The organism is Neobacillus sp. D3-1R, from assembly GCF_052180215.1.
GTDB lineage: Bacteria > Bacillota > Bacilli > Bacillales > Cytobacillaceae > Pseudoneobacillus.
In genome coordinates this window covers 3,624,527-3,640,807 of the sequence record NZ_CP197471.1, presented here as the reverse complement: position 1 = coordinate 3,640,807, position 16,281 = coordinate 3,624,527, and the positions used below count along the sequence as shown (strand labels likewise).

Annotated in this window: 17 protein-coding genes; 11 read left to right on the top strand and 6 right to left on the bottom strand. The window is 37.1% G+C overall.

Annotation, left to right across the window (positions count from 1 at the left end):
* Positions 1-21 precede the first annotated feature (21 nt).
* Together ACSBPO_RS18720 and hepT are read left to right on the top strand one after the other, a co-directional pair.
* On the top strand, positions 22-1,326 hold the full coding sequence (locus tag ACSBPO_RS18720) for an EAL domain-containing protein (RefSeq protein WP_442595956.1): 1,305 nt from the start codon (positions 22-24) through the stop codon (positions 1,324-1,326).
* A gap of 62 nt (positions 1,327-1,388) precedes the next feature.
* The gene (gene hepT / locus ACSBPO_RS18715) at positions 1,389-1,829 is read left to right on the top strand and encodes a type VII toxin-antitoxin system HepT family RNase toxin (RefSeq protein WP_442595954.1); all 441 of its coding nucleotides are present in this window, start codon (positions 1,389-1,391) and stop codon (positions 1,827-1,829) included.
* Positions 1,830-2,194: 365 nt separating this feature from the next.
* Here the strand turns inward: hepT and istB are convergent, their stop codons facing one another.
* Together istB and istA are read right to left on the bottom strand one after the other, a co-directional pair.
* On the bottom strand, positions 2,195-2,953 hold the full coding sequence (istB, locus tag ACSBPO_RS18710; RefSeq protein ID WP_442594255.1) for an IS21-like element helper ATPase IstB: 759 nt from the start codon (positions 2,951-2,953) through the stop codon (positions 2,195-2,197).
* Positions 2,953-4,236: an IS21 family transposase gene (istA, locus tag ACSBPO_RS18705; RefSeq protein ID WP_442594257.1), complete on the bottom strand. Its 1,284-nt coding sequence runs from the start codon at positions 4,234-4,236 to the stop codon at positions 2,953-2,955. Before istA ends, istB begins: the two co-directional genes overlap by 1 nt.
* A gap of 451 nt (positions 4,237-4,687) precedes the next feature.
* Between istA and ACSBPO_RS18700 the strand changes: the two genes are divergently transcribed.
* Both ACSBPO_RS18700 and ACSBPO_RS18695 read left to right on the top strand, forming a co-directional pair.
* Positions 4,688-5,332, top strand: a complete 645-nt coding sequence (locus ACSBPO_RS18700; RefSeq protein WP_442600407.1) for a helix-turn-helix transcriptional regulator — start codon at positions 4,688-4,690, stop codon at positions 5,330-5,332.
* Positions 5,333-5,343: 11 nt separating this feature from the next.
* A complete protein-coding gene (locus ACSBPO_RS18695; protein ID WP_442595952.1) occupies positions 5,344-6,108 on the top strand; it encodes a TIGR01457 family HAD-type hydrolase in 765 nt (254 codons plus the stop codon).
* Positions 6,109-6,335: 227 nt separating this feature from the next.
* On the opposite strand, the gene ACSBPO_RS18690 is transcribed toward ACSBPO_RS18695, so the two are convergent.
* On the bottom strand, positions 6,336-6,836 hold the full coding sequence (locus tag ACSBPO_RS18690; protein WP_442595950.1) for a phosphatidylglycerophosphatase A family protein: 501 nt from the start codon (positions 6,834-6,836) through the stop codon (positions 6,336-6,338).
* A 196-nt stretch (positions 6,837-7,032) separates the two neighbouring features.
* Here ACSBPO_RS18690 and yutH point away from each other — a divergent pair, with 196 nt between their 5' ends.
* From yutH to thrB, 5 genes are all read left to right on the top strand, one after another.
* A complete protein-coding gene (gene yutH, locus ACSBPO_RS18685) occupies positions 7,033-8,037 on the top strand; it encodes a spore coat putative kinase YutH (protein ID WP_442595948.1) in 1,005 nt (334 codons plus the stop codon).
* An 88-nt stretch (positions 8,038-8,125) separates the two neighbouring features.
* Complete coding sequence (locus tag ACSBPO_RS18680) at positions 8,126-9,112, top strand: 2-hydroxyacid dehydrogenase (protein WP_442595946.1); 987 nt, start codon at positions 8,126-8,128, stop codon at positions 9,110-9,112.
* 216 nt (positions 9,113-9,328) lie between these two features.
* Positions 9,329-10,627 carry a homoserine dehydrogenase gene (locus ACSBPO_RS18675; protein ID WP_442595944.1) on the top strand — a complete coding sequence of 433 codons (1,299 nt, stop codon included), beginning with the start codon at positions 9,329-9,331 and terminating at the stop codon, positions 10,625-10,627.
* On the top strand, positions 10,624-11,688 hold the full coding sequence (gene thrC, locus ACSBPO_RS18670; RefSeq protein ID WP_442595942.1) for a threonine synthase: 1,065 nt from the start codon (positions 10,624-10,626) through the stop codon (positions 11,686-11,688). Before ACSBPO_RS18675 ends, thrC begins: the two co-directional genes overlap by 4 nt.
* The gene (gene thrB / locus ACSBPO_RS18665; protein ID WP_442595940.1) at positions 11,681-12,571 is read left to right on the top strand and encodes a homoserine kinase; all 891 of its coding nucleotides are present in this window, start codon (positions 11,681-11,683) and stop codon (positions 12,569-12,571) included. Before thrC ends, thrB begins: the two co-directional genes overlap by 8 nt.
* Positions 12,572-12,638: 67 nt before the next feature.
* Here thrB and ACSBPO_RS18660 read toward each other — a convergent pair whose 3' ends face one another.
* On the bottom strand, positions 12,639-12,875 hold the full coding sequence (locus tag ACSBPO_RS18660) for a NifU family protein (protein WP_442595938.1): 237 nt from the start codon (positions 12,873-12,875) through the stop codon (positions 12,639-12,641).
* Between the two features lie 585 nt (positions 12,876-13,460).
* Here ACSBPO_RS18660 and ACSBPO_RS18655 point away from each other — a divergent pair.
* Positions 13,461-13,790 (top strand): YuzD family protein, encoded by a 330-nt coding sequence (locus ACSBPO_RS18655; protein ID WP_442595936.1) that lies wholly within the window; start codon positions 13,461-13,463, stop codon positions 13,788-13,790.
* Between the two features lie 82 nt (positions 13,791-13,872).
* Here ACSBPO_RS18655 and ACSBPO_RS18650 read toward each other — a convergent pair whose 3' ends face one another.
* On the bottom strand, positions 13,873-14,934 hold the full coding sequence (locus ACSBPO_RS18650) for an NAD(P)/FAD-dependent oxidoreductase (RefSeq protein WP_442595934.1): 1,062 nt from the start codon (positions 14,932-14,934) through the stop codon (positions 13,873-13,875).
* A 297-nt stretch (positions 14,935-15,231) separates the two neighbouring features.
* Here ACSBPO_RS18650 and ACSBPO_RS18645 point away from each other — a divergent pair, with 297 nt between their 5' ends.
* Positions 15,232-15,471 (top strand): YuzB family protein, encoded by a 240-nt coding sequence (locus ACSBPO_RS18645; protein WP_442595932.1) that lies wholly within the window; start codon positions 15,232-15,234, stop codon positions 15,469-15,471.
* A 57-nt stretch (positions 15,472-15,528) separates the two neighbouring features.
* Here the strand turns inward: ACSBPO_RS18645 and ACSBPO_RS18640 are convergent, their stop codons facing one another.
* The gene (locus ACSBPO_RS18640; RefSeq protein ID WP_442595930.1) at positions 15,529-16,218 is read right to left on the bottom strand and encodes a DUF2225 domain-containing protein; all 690 of its coding nucleotides are present in this window, start codon (positions 16,216-16,218) and stop codon (positions 15,529-15,531) included.
* Positions 16,219-16,281 lie beyond the last annotated feature (63 nt).

The window sequence follows — 16,281 nt, the reverse complement described above, 5'->3', positions numbered from 1 at the left end:
CTTCTGAGAGGAATGAAACTAATGGTCCGTCTATACGTTGAAAAATTTAAGCGTTTGCTTAAATGGGCGAAAATTTTTCTCCCACAAACAAGCATGCGCTATTTCCCACCACAGTTTATCTTAAGGGACCCTATTGCTCAAGGGATTAAACATGCCTTTAAAGACGGATTTGAAGTGGCAGTAATCGTATTTAATATTAAAAATTTGCATGACATCCATGAACAATTAGGACCAATTCATTATAAAAATTTCACACAAAGATTAAAAAATTATTTTAGAGTGATTGTGGATCAACATTTTGAGAAAAAAGAAATTATTGCTTTGCATGATTTTTATAGTGATGGGTTATCTCTTTACGTTCGTATCAATCAAAAAAGAGATTGTTTGGCAGAAATCGATACCATCATGAAGAAGATTTCTTTCGAAGTGGAGAAAAACATTAATATTGAATATCCTACTGTACAGACACAATTTGAAACAGGCTATATGTTTGTTGAAAAGAAACATTATTCTGTTCAAGAAGCTATATGTAAAGCCCATCAACAAGCAGTGGCTATGGCTGAAAAAAAAGTACAATCCGAGTTTAATGAAATGTTTTTTAATATTAGTAAAATTGTCTCTCAAAAAGATATTAAATTATTAGCTCAACCCATTATTGATTTGGAAACGAGTGAAATTAAAGCGTGGGAAATGTTAACACGAGGCCCAAGCGGGACTGTATTAGAAAGTCCATTGCAATTATTTTCTGTCGCTAGACAAACAGGTCTGTTATATGAGCTCGAAATGATTGTTCTAGAAAAGACATTAGAGCAAATTAAGGCATCAGGAAGTTATCATGACTTTTTTATTAATTTTACGCCTTTAACATTAGGAAATAGCCGATTTGTTAGAGATGTAAAGAAATTATTAACAAAGTTTAAAAGCATTTCTCCTAGTCAAATCACCATCGAGATTACGGAACGTGATTCCATCGAAGAAATAAAGGATTTTGTTTATAACATTAAAATTCTTCGTACAATGGGTTTCCGAATTGCAGTTGATGATACAGGCTCAGGATATGCTAGTCTTAATACAATCAGTGAAGTCATGCCAGATATTATAAAAATTGACCGTTCGGTTATACAGAATATTGATAAGAATTCTGTTAAAGAATCGATGTTAAAAGGATTATTATTAGTCGCAAAGGAAACAGGGTCACTAGTTGTGGCAGAAGGTATAGAAAATGCTGAAGAGGCTTTAGTCCTTTCAAGGAATAAAGTAGATTTAGCACAAGGTTTTTTCTATGCAAGGCCAAAGGCATTACAAGCAAGTGCTGCATCCTCTTAAAGTGCTAATAATACTTTGAAAAAACAGACAAGCTATGGTGTAATCAAAATGAGGTGAAGAAGATGTATTTCGTCGATCAGCAAAAAATTGAAAATACATTGCAATACCTAGAAGAAAAATTACAATTATTTCAGTCGGTGCAAGAATGGAAATCTCCTATTGAATTATTGGCTCTTGAGAGAATTGTTCATACAGCAGTAGAATCTATTCTTGATGTCGGTAATGCCATGATAGATGGTTTTATCATGCGAGATCCTGGGAGCTATGAAGATATTGTCGATATCTTAATGGATGAAAAGGTTGTGTCAAATGACATGGGGGATAGTCTAAAAAAGATTATCTTATTTAGAAAAAATCTTGTCCAACAATACCTTGAGATTAATCATGAAGAGATAAAAAAAGCATTTGAAGATCATCTGCATGCTTTTACCAGTTTTCCGCAAAGTATCAGGAATTATCTAAAAAGTGAATTAGGGCCAGTATCAGCCTTTAAAAATGATTAATGTGTAAAAGCCTATAGGGATGAAAATCTCTATAGGCTTTTTTTTATGGCGTTGTTAAAGACTTTTGGCATTTTTGGAAAATGTTGATTGGAGCCGGTAGTTGTTTGACATGTGAAAAATAGAACCTGTCTATCGGACAAAGTGGAGTACCAGGAGCCAGCAAATGTCCAATAGAACCCGTCTATCGGACAAAGTGGAGAACCAGGAGCCAGCAAATGTCCAATAGAACCTGTCTATCGGACAAAGTGGAGAACCAGGAGCCAGCAAATGTCCAATAGAACCCGTCTATTGGACAAACTGGAGTTCCAGGGGTATAAATGTCAACACAAATATGTACAATTTCGCTTGTATAAGGATGTACAAAATTACTCGTTTTCTTTAGCTAAATGATCTTTTAAACGATATGAATTGCCTACCATTGTCACCACAGTCGCATGGTGTAAAATTCGATCTAATATCGCATTAGCTAGCTTTGGCTCCTGGAAGACTTCATCCCATGCTTTAAAGTTTATATTCGTTGTAAATATCGTACTGCGCTTTTCATAACGCATATCAATAAGTTGAAAAAACATTTTCGCATCCTCTTGATCAATCGGTAAATATCCAATTTCGTCAATAATCAAAAGCTTATATTTTGCATAGTGTTTCAATCGATTTTCTAAGTGATTTTCCAACCTCGCTCTTTTCAGATTCTGTATCAAATCATGGCACTTGATAAAATACGTACTTGTTCTCTTCTTAGCTGCGTGAATCCCAATTGATGTGGCCAAGTGGGTTTTACCAACACCACTCGGTCCTAAAAAGACGATATTTTCATTTTTCTCAATAAATCGTAACGTTAAAAAATCGAAAATTTGCTGTTGATTGATGGACGGTTGAAAATCAAAGTCAAAATCCTTCACTTCTTTTAAATGTGGAAAAGCTCCAACCTTCACCATAGAATGAATCATATTTTGTTCACGCACATCAATTTCGTAATTTGTTAATTTAATAAGGGTGTCCACAAATGATAATTGGTTTTGTACGCTGAAATCTATAACTTGATTTAGATGCACCATCATTTGTTTGAGTTTTAAATACTCTAAATTATTTAGTAAATGTTGATAATTTGTACCGGGATTCATTATTTATACACCTTTCCAATCGCTGCTAGATTTTGTTTGGCTAATTCATCAATCTCAGGATAATACGGGGCTGAAACAAGTAGACTTTCTCTATAATGTTCTTCCTGATAATTGAGTTTTGCGTTACTGATTGAGTGTTGAGCGATGAGTTTCGTGTTATAATAAATCCATAGTTGTTCATCGTACACTTGTAAGCCTACTTTTTTTCCTCGGTATTCGGCTGGTACCGAATATTGATTGGATTTGTAGGAAATCATGTTAGACGCATTGACTTTTACTTGTGTATGTTTGATGCGATAGGAATCTCTTACTTTTTCAGTTGGTAGCTGGAGTAAGTGATTCCTTTCTTTTTTAAATTCAAAAACCGGTATTTTACCTGTTCCTTGATGCAACTCGTGATTAATTCGATTACATAAATCTTGTATAAACTGATGTAGCTCTTCTAAAGTTAATTGCCCTTGGTAAGCATGAATTTCATCTAATAACTTCATCGTTGATTCTACTTTTCCTTTGGTCCTTGGGCGGCCTGCAATACAAGGTTTTACTTTAAAACCAAAATCCTTCGCAAACTGCTCAAACTTTGAATTTACTTTCCCGCCAGAAAATTCTGTTCTTGCCTCGTCCATTACGGTTTTCATATTATCCGTTACAATTTCAGTGGGTACGCCTCCAAATGCTTCAAATGCCTCCGTTAAAAAAGAGAGCAGTACACTTTGAGACTTAGAGATACTTAAATAGAAAGCACGGAATCTAGAATACGATAGAAGTAACACCGCAACATTGACTTCTACTTTTTCCCCATCTTTTGTTTCAAACTGAATACTTTCCTTCCAATCTAGTTGAGCTTGTTTGCCTGGAGGTGTTTCAAAACGAACCGTCCCCGTAGGGGAAGAAATACGCTTCTCATCCTCAAAATAGGCTTTAAATTCTGGTGTTCGTGCAATATAGGCACGGAATGCAGAATCAGAACAATTTAAACCGTGGTTATCCTTAAGATATTGCCAAAGCACTCGCCGATAATAAAAAACCTGCTTTGAATCTTCGCTAAGAAGGGCTGCAATAACTTCATAGTATTCATCAATTTTAGAAGGCTTTTCTCGTTTGCGTTTCGGGACAAATCCCCCCAGATACTTATCAATCGTTCTTCGATCCACACCTAATTCTTCTGCTAATTTACTTTTATTAATTTTCATTTTTAAATGCTCCATTAGTTGTTTAAATTTTGGCAAGTCTGAAAGACTCTTAATCTCAAAATTAGTTTCAACATTTAGCGTTATATACATACTAATCCCCCCAAGATTAGTATGAAATGAGCAATCGATTTTGTACATTTTTATTCAAGCAAGAATGTACATATTTAAATTAGCATTTCTACAGGGGCAAGCAAATGTCCAATAGAGCCCTTGTATCGGACAAAGTGGAGTACCAGGAGCAGGCAAATGTCCAATAGAGCCTGTCTATCGGACAAAGTGGAGAACCAGGAGCCAGCAAATGTCCAATAGAGCCTGTCTATCGGACAAAGTGGAGAACCAGGAGCCAGCAAATGTCCAATAGAACCCGTCTATCGGACAAAGTGGAGTACCAGGAGCCAGCAAATGTCCAATAGAACCTGTCTATCGGACAAAGTGGAGTTGAGGTAGAATGAACCGAGCTATCTTGACAAGTAAATTTAACATCTTATCCATTGTTTATACATCGTTAATTAGCTAAAATGGGGGCAGGAAGGTGAACGGAATGCTACCAAACTCTACCACAACAAAAGATAAAATTCTTAATCTTATAAAAGAAAATAACCAGATGACAATTATTGAAATATCGCAGCAGATCAATATTACCGAAATGGCTGTGAGAAGACATATTGAAGTGTTAGAAAATGATGGGTTCATTACGACGGTTATGAGAAAGAATCAAAAGGGCAGGCCATCTAAAGCTTTTGAATTAACTGAACAAGGTGAAGAATGCTTCCCGCAAATGTATAAACAGATTGGGATGGAACTTTTACAAGAGATTAATCGAATCGATTCTAGTATAATTGATCATGCTATTGTCATGAGACACAATCGTCTAGTAAATCGTTTTCGCAATCGTATAGAGGGTAAATCCTTTGAAGAGCAAGTCAATGAGATTGCGAAGATACAATCGGAACTAGGGTTTATGGCAGAAGTCACGGAAATTGGTACAAAAGAAAAAAAGGCAACCATTAAACAGCGAAATTGTCCGTATTATGATATCGCTAAGGATTATCCAGATATTTGTACAATGGAACAAAAATTTTACAAAGAACTTTTACAAACAGAGGATGTCCATAAAATATCTAGTATGTCAAAAGGGGATAGTTGCTGCCATTATATGATAGGTACGAATAAAGAAGCTTTATAGGGGTGTATGATTTGAAAAGATATAATGGATATTTGATTGATTTAGATGGAACGATGTATAGAGGGACCGAAAAAATTGAAGAAGCAGTTGATTTTGTAAAAAAATTACACGATAAAGGGATCCCATATTTATTTGTTACAAACAATTCTTCTAGGACTCCAGGGCAAGTAGCGAAAAAACTACTAGAATTTGGTATTCCTGCTACGGAAGAACTCGTTTTTACTACTAGTCAAGCAACCGCGAATTATATTTATTCACAAAAACAGGATGCTAGTGTTTATGTTATAGGTGAAGAAGGGATTCGAACAGCGCTAGAAGAGAAAGGTTTTCGTCTTGCTAATGAGGATGCGGACTTCGTGGTCACTGGAATTGACCGGGGAATAACTTATGAAAAATTAGCTGTTGCCTGTTTAGCTGTAAGAAATGGTGCGACTTTTATTTCAACAAATGGAGATATCGCTATTCCAACGGAAAGAGGATTATTACCCGGAAACGGTTCTCTAACATCTGTCATAACCGTTTCAACTGGGGTTCAGCCAATCTTTATCGGTAAACCTGAATCGATTATTATGGAGCAGGCCTTAAAGGTTTTAGGAACTAATAAAGAAGAAACGATTATGATTGGTGATTATTATGATACCGATATTATGGCTGGAATGAATGCAGGAATTGATACACTCCTTGTTCATACAGGAGTAACAACAAAAGAATTATTAGCAGGATATAAAGAACAGCCGACTTACGTAGTGGATTCATTACGTGAATGGGAAGTCTAACATAAAAAATCCAGGTGGACTCTATGAGTTCACCTGGATTTTTTAAACTAGGTAAGAAAGTATAACATCTCGAAAATTGTCTAGCTCCAGCGCCTAGCCCCTCGATAGAAGAAGAAAGATCACTTCTTCCTTGGTCAAATAACCTCTAGCGTAAGATGTCAAAGTTCAGACTTCTTACGCTAGAGAACATTTGCTTGTCGGGGCTTAACAAGGTGCTTACGCTTTTCTTATTCAGCGTTAGCTGCTCTGTGTGCAAGACGGCTTGACGCCGCAGCTGCAATCGCTCCAACGATATCATCTAAAAAAGTATGACATTCACCAGAAGTTTTATCATTTAATTTTTGCAAAATTCCTGGTTTTTGTTTATCAATGTAACCATAGTTCGTAAACCCGATAGAACCATACACATTTACTATCGAAAAAGCTAAAATTTCGTCAACTCCATATAAACCTTCATCGACCTTAATTATAGTTTGTAGGGGTTCTTCGAGTAACCCTTTTTCGGCAAGAATGTCTAATTGAATTCCTGTTAAGATGGCATTTTGAACTTCACGTTTCGTTAAAACGCGTTCTACATTATGGATACAATCTTCCATTGATAAATTAGGGTGATATTTCTCCTGAAGGTAATATACCAAATCAGCAATATCTTGAATCGTTACTCCTCTATCTAGAATCCACTGCCGTGCCGTATTCTCAGGGCTATTAAGTTTATCAGAATTGCTCATATTATTCACCTTTTCTTTTCATATTCACTATATCTTTATCATACTTAAAATAGGCAAAAAAATGAAGAAAATGACTTCCAAAGTACTTTATCATCATTTCCAGCGTATCAATACTTATACCCTTTCATTTTTAAAAGGAAACATTAAATTAAATTCTTCTTACATATATATGTATATAAGGGAAAGGGGTGTTTGTATGGATTCAAAATCCATTGAGGAACTTTATGGTATCCAATCAGAACGGCAATTTCAATTGGGATCTTATAATGGCTTAATTCATAAAGACAAATTTTATATACTAGCTCCATTGAAGGAATCTCAAGAACATCTTTTGGAATTGAAGGAAATGGCCAATCACCTTGTTCAAGCAGGCGACCGTTATGTGCTCCATCTTATTCAAACAAAGGATGGCAAACTGTTAAGCGAAATGGATGGAAAATCATTTTGCCTGTTATCTGGACGTTTTAATGAAAAACAGAATCATCTTCAATTAGGAAGGAAATTGGCAAAGTTCCATCTGCGTGGGTTAACCATTCCGTTTAAAGTGGAACGTACAAGTAGAATCGGTCAATGGAAACAATTATGGGAAAAAAGATTAGACCAAATGGAGTCCGTTTGGAGAGGCAAGGTCAATCAAGTTCCGGAAAATGATTTTGAACGATTGTTTATTGAATCATTTCCATACTATATGGGATTAACTGAAAATGCTATTCAATATTTAGTCGATACAGAACTTGACGAAAATCCTGCGCAGATGGACAATGGAACGGTTTGTCATGAGAGATTTTCCAAAAATAGTTGGGGGAAAGATTTTGTACTAAAAAATCCAATGGATTGGGTATTCGATCACCGGAGCCGTGACTTAGCTGAATGGACAAGAGAAGAGTATTTTGATAGCAAACATGTGTACCATCAATCCATTCGGAATTTTTATAAAGAATACCAAACAATAGCTCCATTATCTGCTTTTGCATGGAGGCTATTATATGCGCGTCTACTTTTTCCCCTGCATTACTTTGAGTGTATTGAGAATTATTACATTACGAGATCGGAACAAGAAAAAAAATGGTTGGAAGACAGACTGGCAAAACACCTTCAAACGACTGGAGAATACGAAAGGTTTTTAGGTGAATTTTATCAGCTTGCTGATGCCCCGATACGAAAAATGAAAATTCCTTTAGTTGAATGGATTCCAGTATAGTTCGTACATCATACAAATCGTTCAAATATGTGCTAAAATTGGAAATAGGATAGATTCAGTGGCTAATACTTTTGGAAGGGGATATAGCATGAAACCTTATATATTCATAACAAGAAAACTACCAGATGATGTGTTGAGTAAAATCCAAGAAACGTATGAAGTCAGTATGTGGGATAAAGAGGACATTCCTGTTCCAAGAGAAATTTTATTAAAGGAAGCAAGTCAAGCAGATGCTCTATTAACGATGCTTTCCGATTCTATCGATCGAGACTTACTAACCTCAGCTAAAAAGCTTAAAGTAGTTGCTAATTTAGCTGTAGGATTTGATAACATTGATATTCAAACCGCAACTGAATTAGGAATTGCTGTTTGTAATACTCCAGATGTATTAACGGATACTACGGCAGATTTAACGTTTTCTTTATTGTTAGCAACTGCTAGACGTATCGTGGAAGCAGCTGAATTTGTCAAAAATGATCAGTGGAAAAGCTGGAGTCCGCTTTTATTAGCGGGTCATGATGTTCATCATAAGACCATTGGGATTGTTGGAATGGGGAAAATTGGTGAAGCGGTAGCAAAACGGGCAACTGGTTTTGAAATGGATATTCTTTATAATAATCGTACCCGTAAATTGGAGGCAGAGGAACGATTAGGTGTTCAGTATACTCCATTTGAGGACCTCATAAAAAAGTCGGACTTTATCGTTTGTTTAACTCCCCTCACCAAAGAGACAAAAAACTTATTTACCCGTGAAGTATTTCAACAAATGAAACCTTCTGCTATATTTGTGAATGCTGCACGTGGACCTGTCGTAAATGAACAAGACCTTTATGAAGCTCTAGTAAATGGCCAAATTGCCGGTGCAGGATTAGATGTATTTGAAGTAGAACCAATCCGATCATCCCATCCTCTACTCACGCTTAGCAATGTAGTGGCATTGCCGCACATTGGAAGCTCCAGTGTAGAAACACGAATGACCATGATGAAACTTTGTTTAGATAACATAAGTGCTGTTTTAGAAAGAAAGACTCCTAAGACACTCGTAAATAAAGACTGGCAGGCTGCTATTAGATAGAAAAATAGGGTTATCCTCTAAAGGAGGGTAACCTTATTTTTTCGAGAAAATTTAAGTAGAATCGCTGCAGTTACTTGATATTATTATAAAAGTGTTGAAAACGATTACATAAAAAATGTTTAAAATTATCATTGTAAATCGCTAGCACTACCTCTATAATGTCTACTATATAAAAACAAATGTATTTATAGAAAAGACAAAGAAGAGGTGGAAAAAATGGAGGTCATTTCAATTGGATTATTAGGTTTGGGAACAGTGGGTAGCGGGGTTGTAAATATTATTGAGAATCATCAGGATAAGCTCATGCATCAAGTAGGTTGTCCTGTAAAAATAAAAAAAATCCTCGTTCAGGATTTGACTAAAATTCGTCATGTTCAAGTAGAATCTAGTCTGTTAACAAGTGATCCTGATGAGATATTATTAGATAACGATATTGATGTTGTGATTGAAGTAATGGGTGGTATCGAGGAAACAAAGAATTACATCATCAAAGCCTTGCAAGAAGGAAAGCATGTTGTAACAGCGAATAAAGATTTAATGGCTTTACATGGGTCAGAATTGTTAACGGTTGCGTCAAAAAGCGGCTGCGATTTATATTATGAAGCAAGCGTTGCAGGCGGGATTCCTATTATTAGAACACTGGTGGATGGTTTAGCCTCCGATCGTATCGTAAAAATGATGGGAATTGTCAATGGAACAACAAACTTTATTTTAACCAAAATGAGTCAGGAAGGCAGACCATATGAAGAGGTTTTAAAAGAAGCACAGGAATTGGGTTATGCGGAATCAGACCCTACAGCAGATGTAGAAGGTTTAGATGCCGCTAGAAAAATGACCATACTAGCTACATTAGGCTTTTCGATGAAAATTGACTTAGAAGATGTGAAAGTAAGTGGTATCTCACAAATTTCAGATGAGGATTTACTGTACGGAAAGCAGCTCGGCTACACAATGAAACTCATCGGATTAGCACACAGAGACGGTGAAAAAGTGGAGGTCAGTGTCCAGCCAACATTATTATCGAATCGACATCCGTTAGCCTCTGTGCAAAATGAATACAATGCCATCTATGTTTATGGTGAAGCAGTAGGAGAAACGATGTTTTACGGACCGGGAGCTGGAAGTCTTCCAACTGCCACAGCGATTGTATCCGATTTAGTCGCCGTGATGAAAAATATGCGCTTAGGTGTTAATGGGAAAAATGCAGTCACTCCACAATTTGAAAAACGACTAAAAGAAGAGGATGAGAAGTTTTCAAAGTATTTCCTGCGTCTCCATGTAAAAGATGAAGTCGGAGTTTTTGCTGAAATCACTTCCATCTTTGCAAAACATGGGGTTAGTTTTGAAAAAATTCTACAATTGCCAATTAAGAAAAATGAAGTGGCAGAGATTGTCCTAGTTACTCACCAAGCATCATCTAGTGAATTTCAAAATATTTTATCAATCCTACGTGATTTGTCATTTGTGGACGAAATAAAAAGTAGTTACCGTGTTGAAGGGAGTTCAGTTGTATGAGATGGAGAGGTTTGTTAGTTGAATATCGAGAGTTTTTACCAATTGATACAAATACTCCTTTATTAACATTAAATGAAGGAAATACTCCGCTCATTCATCTTGAAAATCTATCAAAAAAATGGGGAGTCCACCTGTATGTAAAGGTTGAAGGAGCAAATCCTACTGGTTCCTTTAAGGACCGTGGAATGGTTATGGCAGTTGCAAAAGCATTGGAGGTCGGAAGTAAAACCATTATTTGTGCTTCAACCGGTAATACATCAGCCTCTGCAGCAGCCTATGCCGCAAGAGCGGGAATAAGATGCATTATTGTTATACCGGAGGGGAAAATTGCGATTGGGAAGCTTGCACAGGCCATGATGTATGGTGCTGAAATTATTTCGATTGAAGGTAATTTTGATGAAGCGTTAAAAATGGTCCGAAATATTAGTGAAAAGGAAGCTATGACGCTCGTCAACTCAGTCAATCCCTACCGATTAGAAGGGCAAAAAACAGCCGCATTTGAGGTCTGTGATCAGCTTGGAGAAGCACCGGATATCCTAGCCATCCCCGTTGGAAATGCGGGAAATATTAGTGCCTATTGGAAAGGTTTTAAAGAATATGCTGAAAAAAGAGGAACTGGCTTGCCAAAGATGTTTGGGTTTGAGGCAGAAGGAGCGGCAGCCATCGTCTATAATCGTGTGATTGAGCATCCTGAGACGATTGCGACAGCCATTCGTATTGGTAATCCAGCAAGCTGGACACTTGCTTCTGCTGCCGTAGAAGAATCAAATGGGTTAATAGACGCCGTAACAGATGACGAAATCCTAGCGGCGTACCGTACCTTGGCAAGAGAAGAGGGAGTATTTGCTGAGCCAGCTTCCTGCGCATCTTTGGCTGGAATTTACAAACAGCTTCAAAAAGGGAGTTTACAAAAAGGTTCTACTATTGTGGCTGTTTTAACTGGGAATGGCTTGAAGGACCCTGATGTAGCGATTAGCAGCAGTGCGGTAAAACCTATTCCACTTCCTAATAATGAGAAAATCGTTGCCGAACATATCCGTGGAGCTGTTAGGGATGAATAAGGTATTTACAATTAAGGTACCGGCTAGTACCGCTAATCTAGGACCTGGATTTGATTCAATTGGAATAGCTCTAGGATTATTTTTAACATTAGAGGTAAGTCCTTCAGATAGATTTGAAATCATTTCCTCATCTCCTGAACTAGACGGACTGCCGAAGGATGAATCGCATTTCATCTTTCAAATAGCTAAACTTGTTAGTCAAAAAAAAGGAGTAGCACTTTCACCCTGTTCCATAAAGATGGAGTCAAGCATTCCATTAGCAAGAGGATTAGGATCCAGTGCAGCCGCCATAGTAGCGGGTATTGAATTGGCAAACCAATTAGGAAAACTTGAACTTTCTCTTCAAGAAAAGTTAGAGATTGCAACCGAAATGGAAGGTCATCCTGATAATGTTGGAGCCTCTCTATATGGAGGTCTGGTGGTGGGGAGCTATTCTAGGCAGGATGTTCAGCTTGTTTCCTTTAAGGATTTAGCATTTGAAGTCGTTGCTTTTATACCTAAGAGTATCCTTCTAACTAAAGAATCTAGACAAGTTTTACCAGAAAACTTATCTTTTCAAAAAGCAGTCGAGGCATCCTCCCTAGGAAATGTGTTAGTTGCCTCATTACTGAGCAAAAACTGGAAGGTTGCTGGTCTGATGATGGAAAGGGATCTATTTCATCAACCTTATCGAAGAGGACTTATACCAGAGTATGAGGAATTTGAACAAGCCGCAAAAGAATATGGGGCATTTGGGATTGCATTAAGTGGTGCTGGACCGAGCATTTTAGCTTTTGCTGAAAAGGGTCATGGAGAATCTCTTCAACAGTCACTAAAGGAATGTTTCCCGAATCATACGATTACCCATCTTCCTATTGATTTGAGAGGAAGCTACGTTTATTAAATTTAATAGTATCTTAAGCGAAAATAAAAACGCGATTCTATTGAAGAATCGCGTTTTTATATTAAAATTAGAAAACTTGTTCTACTTCTACTACACCTGGTACTTCTTCTAATAAAGCACGTTCAATACCTGCTTTTAATGTAATAGTAGAACTTGGACAGCTTCCGCAAGCACCTAATAAACGAAGCTTAACAATACCGTCTTCTACATCTACAAGCTCACAATCTCCTCCGTCACGAAGAAGGAATGGGCGTAATTTATCTAATACTTCTTGAACTTCTGCTTTTATATCTTGACCTGACATTTTTATCGACTCCTTTCTACTTTATTATAATCATTATCAGCTGAAAAATCTATTCTTGAATTTGGCAACTTCTCTTTCAAAAAAAGTTGTTTTCTTAAGAATTATTGCTAATGGAGTAGTGGTTGACTTCCACTCCAGGATGCTCGCTTTCCGCGGGGCGGGCGATGAGCCTCCTCAGCGCCAAGCGCCTGCGGGGTCTCATCTGTCCCGCTGCTCCCGCAGGAGTCTCGCACCTTCCGCTCCAGTCAACCTTTTGCATAAAAAATCTATTACAAAGACAACAAACTTTTAAAATGAATGGTTTCTTAAAGCTAGTTTCTTTTAGTTAAATTTGTATTTTATAATCTGAGTTGATTGGAGTGGAGGGCACTTGACTCCTGCGGGCAATAGAGGGAAGTGGGAGACCCCACAGGCGGTAACGCCGAGGAGGCTCCCATCCCTCCCCGCGGAAAGCAAGTGCCTGGAGCGGAAATCAACGGACGACTAAAGCTTAAATACAATGCTATGTGAAAAGAGCATACATACAAATAACTAGGTTTTTGATATGTTTATATTGTAAAATGAAAATTAGAAAGGGTGGGGGAAATGGAGAAAAAAACGGTAGAGCTTGTTGTATATGGTGCCCAACAGTTATGTCCGAGCTGTGTTAACCTTCCGTCTTCAAAAGAAACATACGAGTGGTTAGAAGCAGCCATTGCGAGAAAATATTCCAATCAGCCTTTTACGATATCGTATGTCGATATTTACAATCCGCCAGAAGATACGGAAAAAAGAGAATTTGCGGAGCGTGTAATTGAAGAGGATATGTTTTACCCAGTGGTATTATTAGAGGGTAAAGTTGTAGGAGAAGGCAATCCAAAATTAAAAACGATTTATGCTGAACTAGAAAAATACGGATATACCGCAAGTGAATAAAAGGAGTTGGCCATTGGCCAACTCCTTTTTTCAATAGACATTTACTTGTCGTGGCTTATAAAGGGGGCTTGTGCTTTTCTTATCACCCTTTATGGTATTTATACATCCACAGGATACCTGATTTAATAAGTCTAGCAACTCGTCCGGTAATAGCACGATCTGCGACTAAACCGAATCCATGTTTTTTACCTAAAGAACCTAGAATCCCTTTTAATTTAATTGGAGGGAAAATTTCCGGTGGTTCTTCACCTTTCCAGCGCTTAAGTAATACTTGAACAACTTGTTCTGCTTGTCCTTCTGCTAGTTGAGCACTTGGAGCGTGCGGTAAACTTGCACAGTCACCAATGACAAACACGTTTTCATCAGTTGGCAGATGATGTCTAGGAGTCAGAGTAACCCTTCCTTGGTTATCTTTTTCCACATCCATGTCACGAACAACCTTACTTGGTTGTATACCCGCAGTCCAAACAATAATATCACATGGAATAGCTGTATCATGGTTAAACAAATGATTAGGCTCTACCTGTGTAATATTCGCTTTATTGATAATTTCAACCCCGTGAGAATCAAACCAGTTTTGTACGTATTCACTTAGACGTTTAGGAAAAGCAGAAAGAATAAATTCTCCACGATCAAATAACTTAATATGGATGTCTGGTCGACTTTCGTTCAATTCACTTGCCAGTTCTACGCCGCTTAGTCCTGCTCCGACAATTCCAACGGTTGAGCCGGGAGCTAAGTTATTTAAAGCTTGGTAGGTTTGACGCGATTTTTCAATCGACTGAATGCTGTAAGTATACTCACTTGCACCAGGAACATCGTGGTACTTGTCTTCACATCCAAGACCAATGATCAATTCATCGTACGCAACGACTCCGTCTTTTAAGAGAACCTTTTTATTCTCTAAATCGATTTCTGTTACTTCCCCATACTTAACCTCTAATTGAGGGTGTTCAGGAAAGGTAACACGAATATGTTGATCGGATATAGTGCCTGCAGCCAATGCATAGTATTCCGTCTTTAAGCAGTGGTAAGGAACTCTATCAATCAGGGTAATGGAGACATCAGATGGTAGATTTTTAAAAAGCTCATCTAAGATGCGCATTCCACCATATCCGCCACCAAGAATGACTAGTTTTTTCATATTGTTTATCTCCTTTATCTCTCAGAAGCTTCATTCTTAGTTCCCGAACAAATTGTAAATAAACAATTTTGAGAATAGATCCGATAAATTTTAACCATTAAAAAGTATAACTAAATTGTGACAAAATCACAACAGTTTCATGAAAGTATTGACAATTCAATTTATTTATTATTCCCTATTAGAACCTAGTTATAAGGAATAAAAATCAAGAAACTCTTGCATGAAATACATCTTGTAAAATATTGACGTTCTTTATAAAACAGGTTAGGATTAATTCAGTATAAAGAGGTGAAATGAATGATTAAACCAATCATTGAATTTTGTATAAGCAATCTTGCAAGTGGTGCGCAAAGAGCAAGAGAACAGTTAGAAAGAGACCCAGATCTTGATGTGATCGAATATGGTTGTCTTGGCTACTGTGGGAAATGTGCCTCTACTTTGTATGCTCTTGTTAATGGTGATGTTGTAACCGGAGAAACACCTGACGAACTCGTCGATCATATATATAAATATTTAGATGAAAACCCAATGTTTTAATATATATATAATAAAAAAGCTGGATGACCTGATCATCCAGCTTTTTTGCTACTCTTTTTATGCATGCTTTTGAATTTCCCTAATTTCATACCAACGTTCCTTCGCCATTTCAATGATGCGAGGTTCGATAGACCGTTTTTGCATCTCAATTACTTTTGAAAAATATTTTACTGCTTGATTGTAGTCATCCGTTCTAATCGAAAGTTCAGCAATTAAATATAATATTTTTACTTCAGACATTTGTGTTCCTTTAAAATCATCTACAGAATAAGATTGAATATATTCATGAAGAGCTAACTTCATAAAACGCTGTTCTTGTTCATTATTTTTTAAAGACCGATACAGCCATGCTATTCTTAAGTACATCCCTGCAAGAACAATATGTTTTTCCTGCTTTAAGGTAGCGGAATAAATAGCCAGTTTATAGCTATTGATCGCATCATCCGTTGTACGGATACCATCATATGGATGTGCTGACCAGTGTTTAGAGATTTTTTCCTTAATCAAATCTAATGAATTTGGTGGGAAATATCTGCTTGTCTCGTCTGAAAAAGAAAATCCGCAGGCAGGACATACATTTATGTGATAATAAATCGGATTGCTTTCCTCGGAATGGTAGGATGGGCAAAAATCTGTGTCGTATTGAAGGATTTTCACAAAACGAGAACGGACTTTTTTGGACGTGAATTTTTCCTTGCACCCTAAGCATTCATAGGATTTATCGTAAAGAGGAGTGAGCAAAGTCATATTATCACCTTCCTTTTGGGAATTTAATAGGATAAATAGATGGAGAATATCGTATCAAACAAG

Coding starts and splice junctions, on each gene's coding strand:
- ACSBPO_RS18720 (WP_442595956.1), top strand. CDS start 22: ATGGTCCGTCTATACGTTGAAAAATTTAAGCGTTTGCTTAAATGGGCG.
- hepT (WP_442595954.1), top strand. CDS start 1,389: ATGTATTTCGTCGATCAGCAAAAAATTGAAAATACATTGCAATACCTA.
- istB (WP_442594255.1), bottom strand. CDS start 2,953: ATGAATCCCGGTACAAATTATCAACATTTACTAAATAATTTAGAGTAT.
- istA (WP_442594257.1), bottom strand. CDS start 4,236: ATGTATATAACGCTAAATGTTGAAACTAATTTTGAGATTAAGAGTCTT.
- ACSBPO_RS18700 (WP_442600407.1), top strand. CDS start 4,688: ATGCTACCAAACTCTACCACAACAAAAGATAAAATTCTTAATCTTATA.
- ACSBPO_RS18690 (WP_442595950.1), bottom strand. CDS start 6,836: ATGAGCAATTCTGATAAACTTAATAGCCCTGAGAATACGGCACGGCAG.
- yutH (WP_442595948.1), top strand. CDS start 7,033: ATGGATTCAAAATCCATTGAGGAACTTTATGGTATCCAATCAGAACGG.
- ACSBPO_RS18680 (WP_442595946.1), top strand. CDS start 8,126: ATGAAACCTTATATATTCATAACAAGAAAACTACCAGATGATGTGTTG.
- ACSBPO_RS18675 (WP_442595944.1), top strand. CDS start 9,329: ATGGAGGTCATTTCAATTGGATTATTAGGTTTGGGAACAGTGGGTAGC.
- thrC (WP_442595942.1), top strand. CDS start 10,624: ATGAGATGGAGAGGTTTGTTAGTTGAATATCGAGAGTTTTTACCAATT.
- thrB (WP_442595940.1), top strand. CDS start 11,681: ATGAATAAGGTATTTACAATTAAGGTACCGGCTAGTACCGCTAATCTA.
- ACSBPO_RS18660 (WP_442595938.1), bottom strand. CDS start 12,875: ATGTCAGGTCAAGATATAAAAGCAGAAGTTCAAGAAGTATTAGATAAA.
- ACSBPO_RS18655 (WP_442595936.1), top strand. CDS start 13,461: ATGGAGAAAAAAACGGTAGAGCTTGTTGTATATGGTGCCCAACAGTTA.
- ACSBPO_RS18650 (WP_442595934.1), bottom strand. CDS start 14,934: ATGAAAAAACTAGTCATTCTTGGTGGCGGATATGGTGGAATGCGCATC.
- ACSBPO_RS18645 (WP_442595932.1), top strand. CDS start 15,232: ATGATTAAACCAATCATTGAATTTTGTATAAGCAATCTTGCAAGTGGT.
- ACSBPO_RS18640 (WP_442595930.1), bottom strand. CDS start 16,218: ATGACTTTGCTCACTCCTCTTTACGATAAATCCTATGAATGCTTAGGG.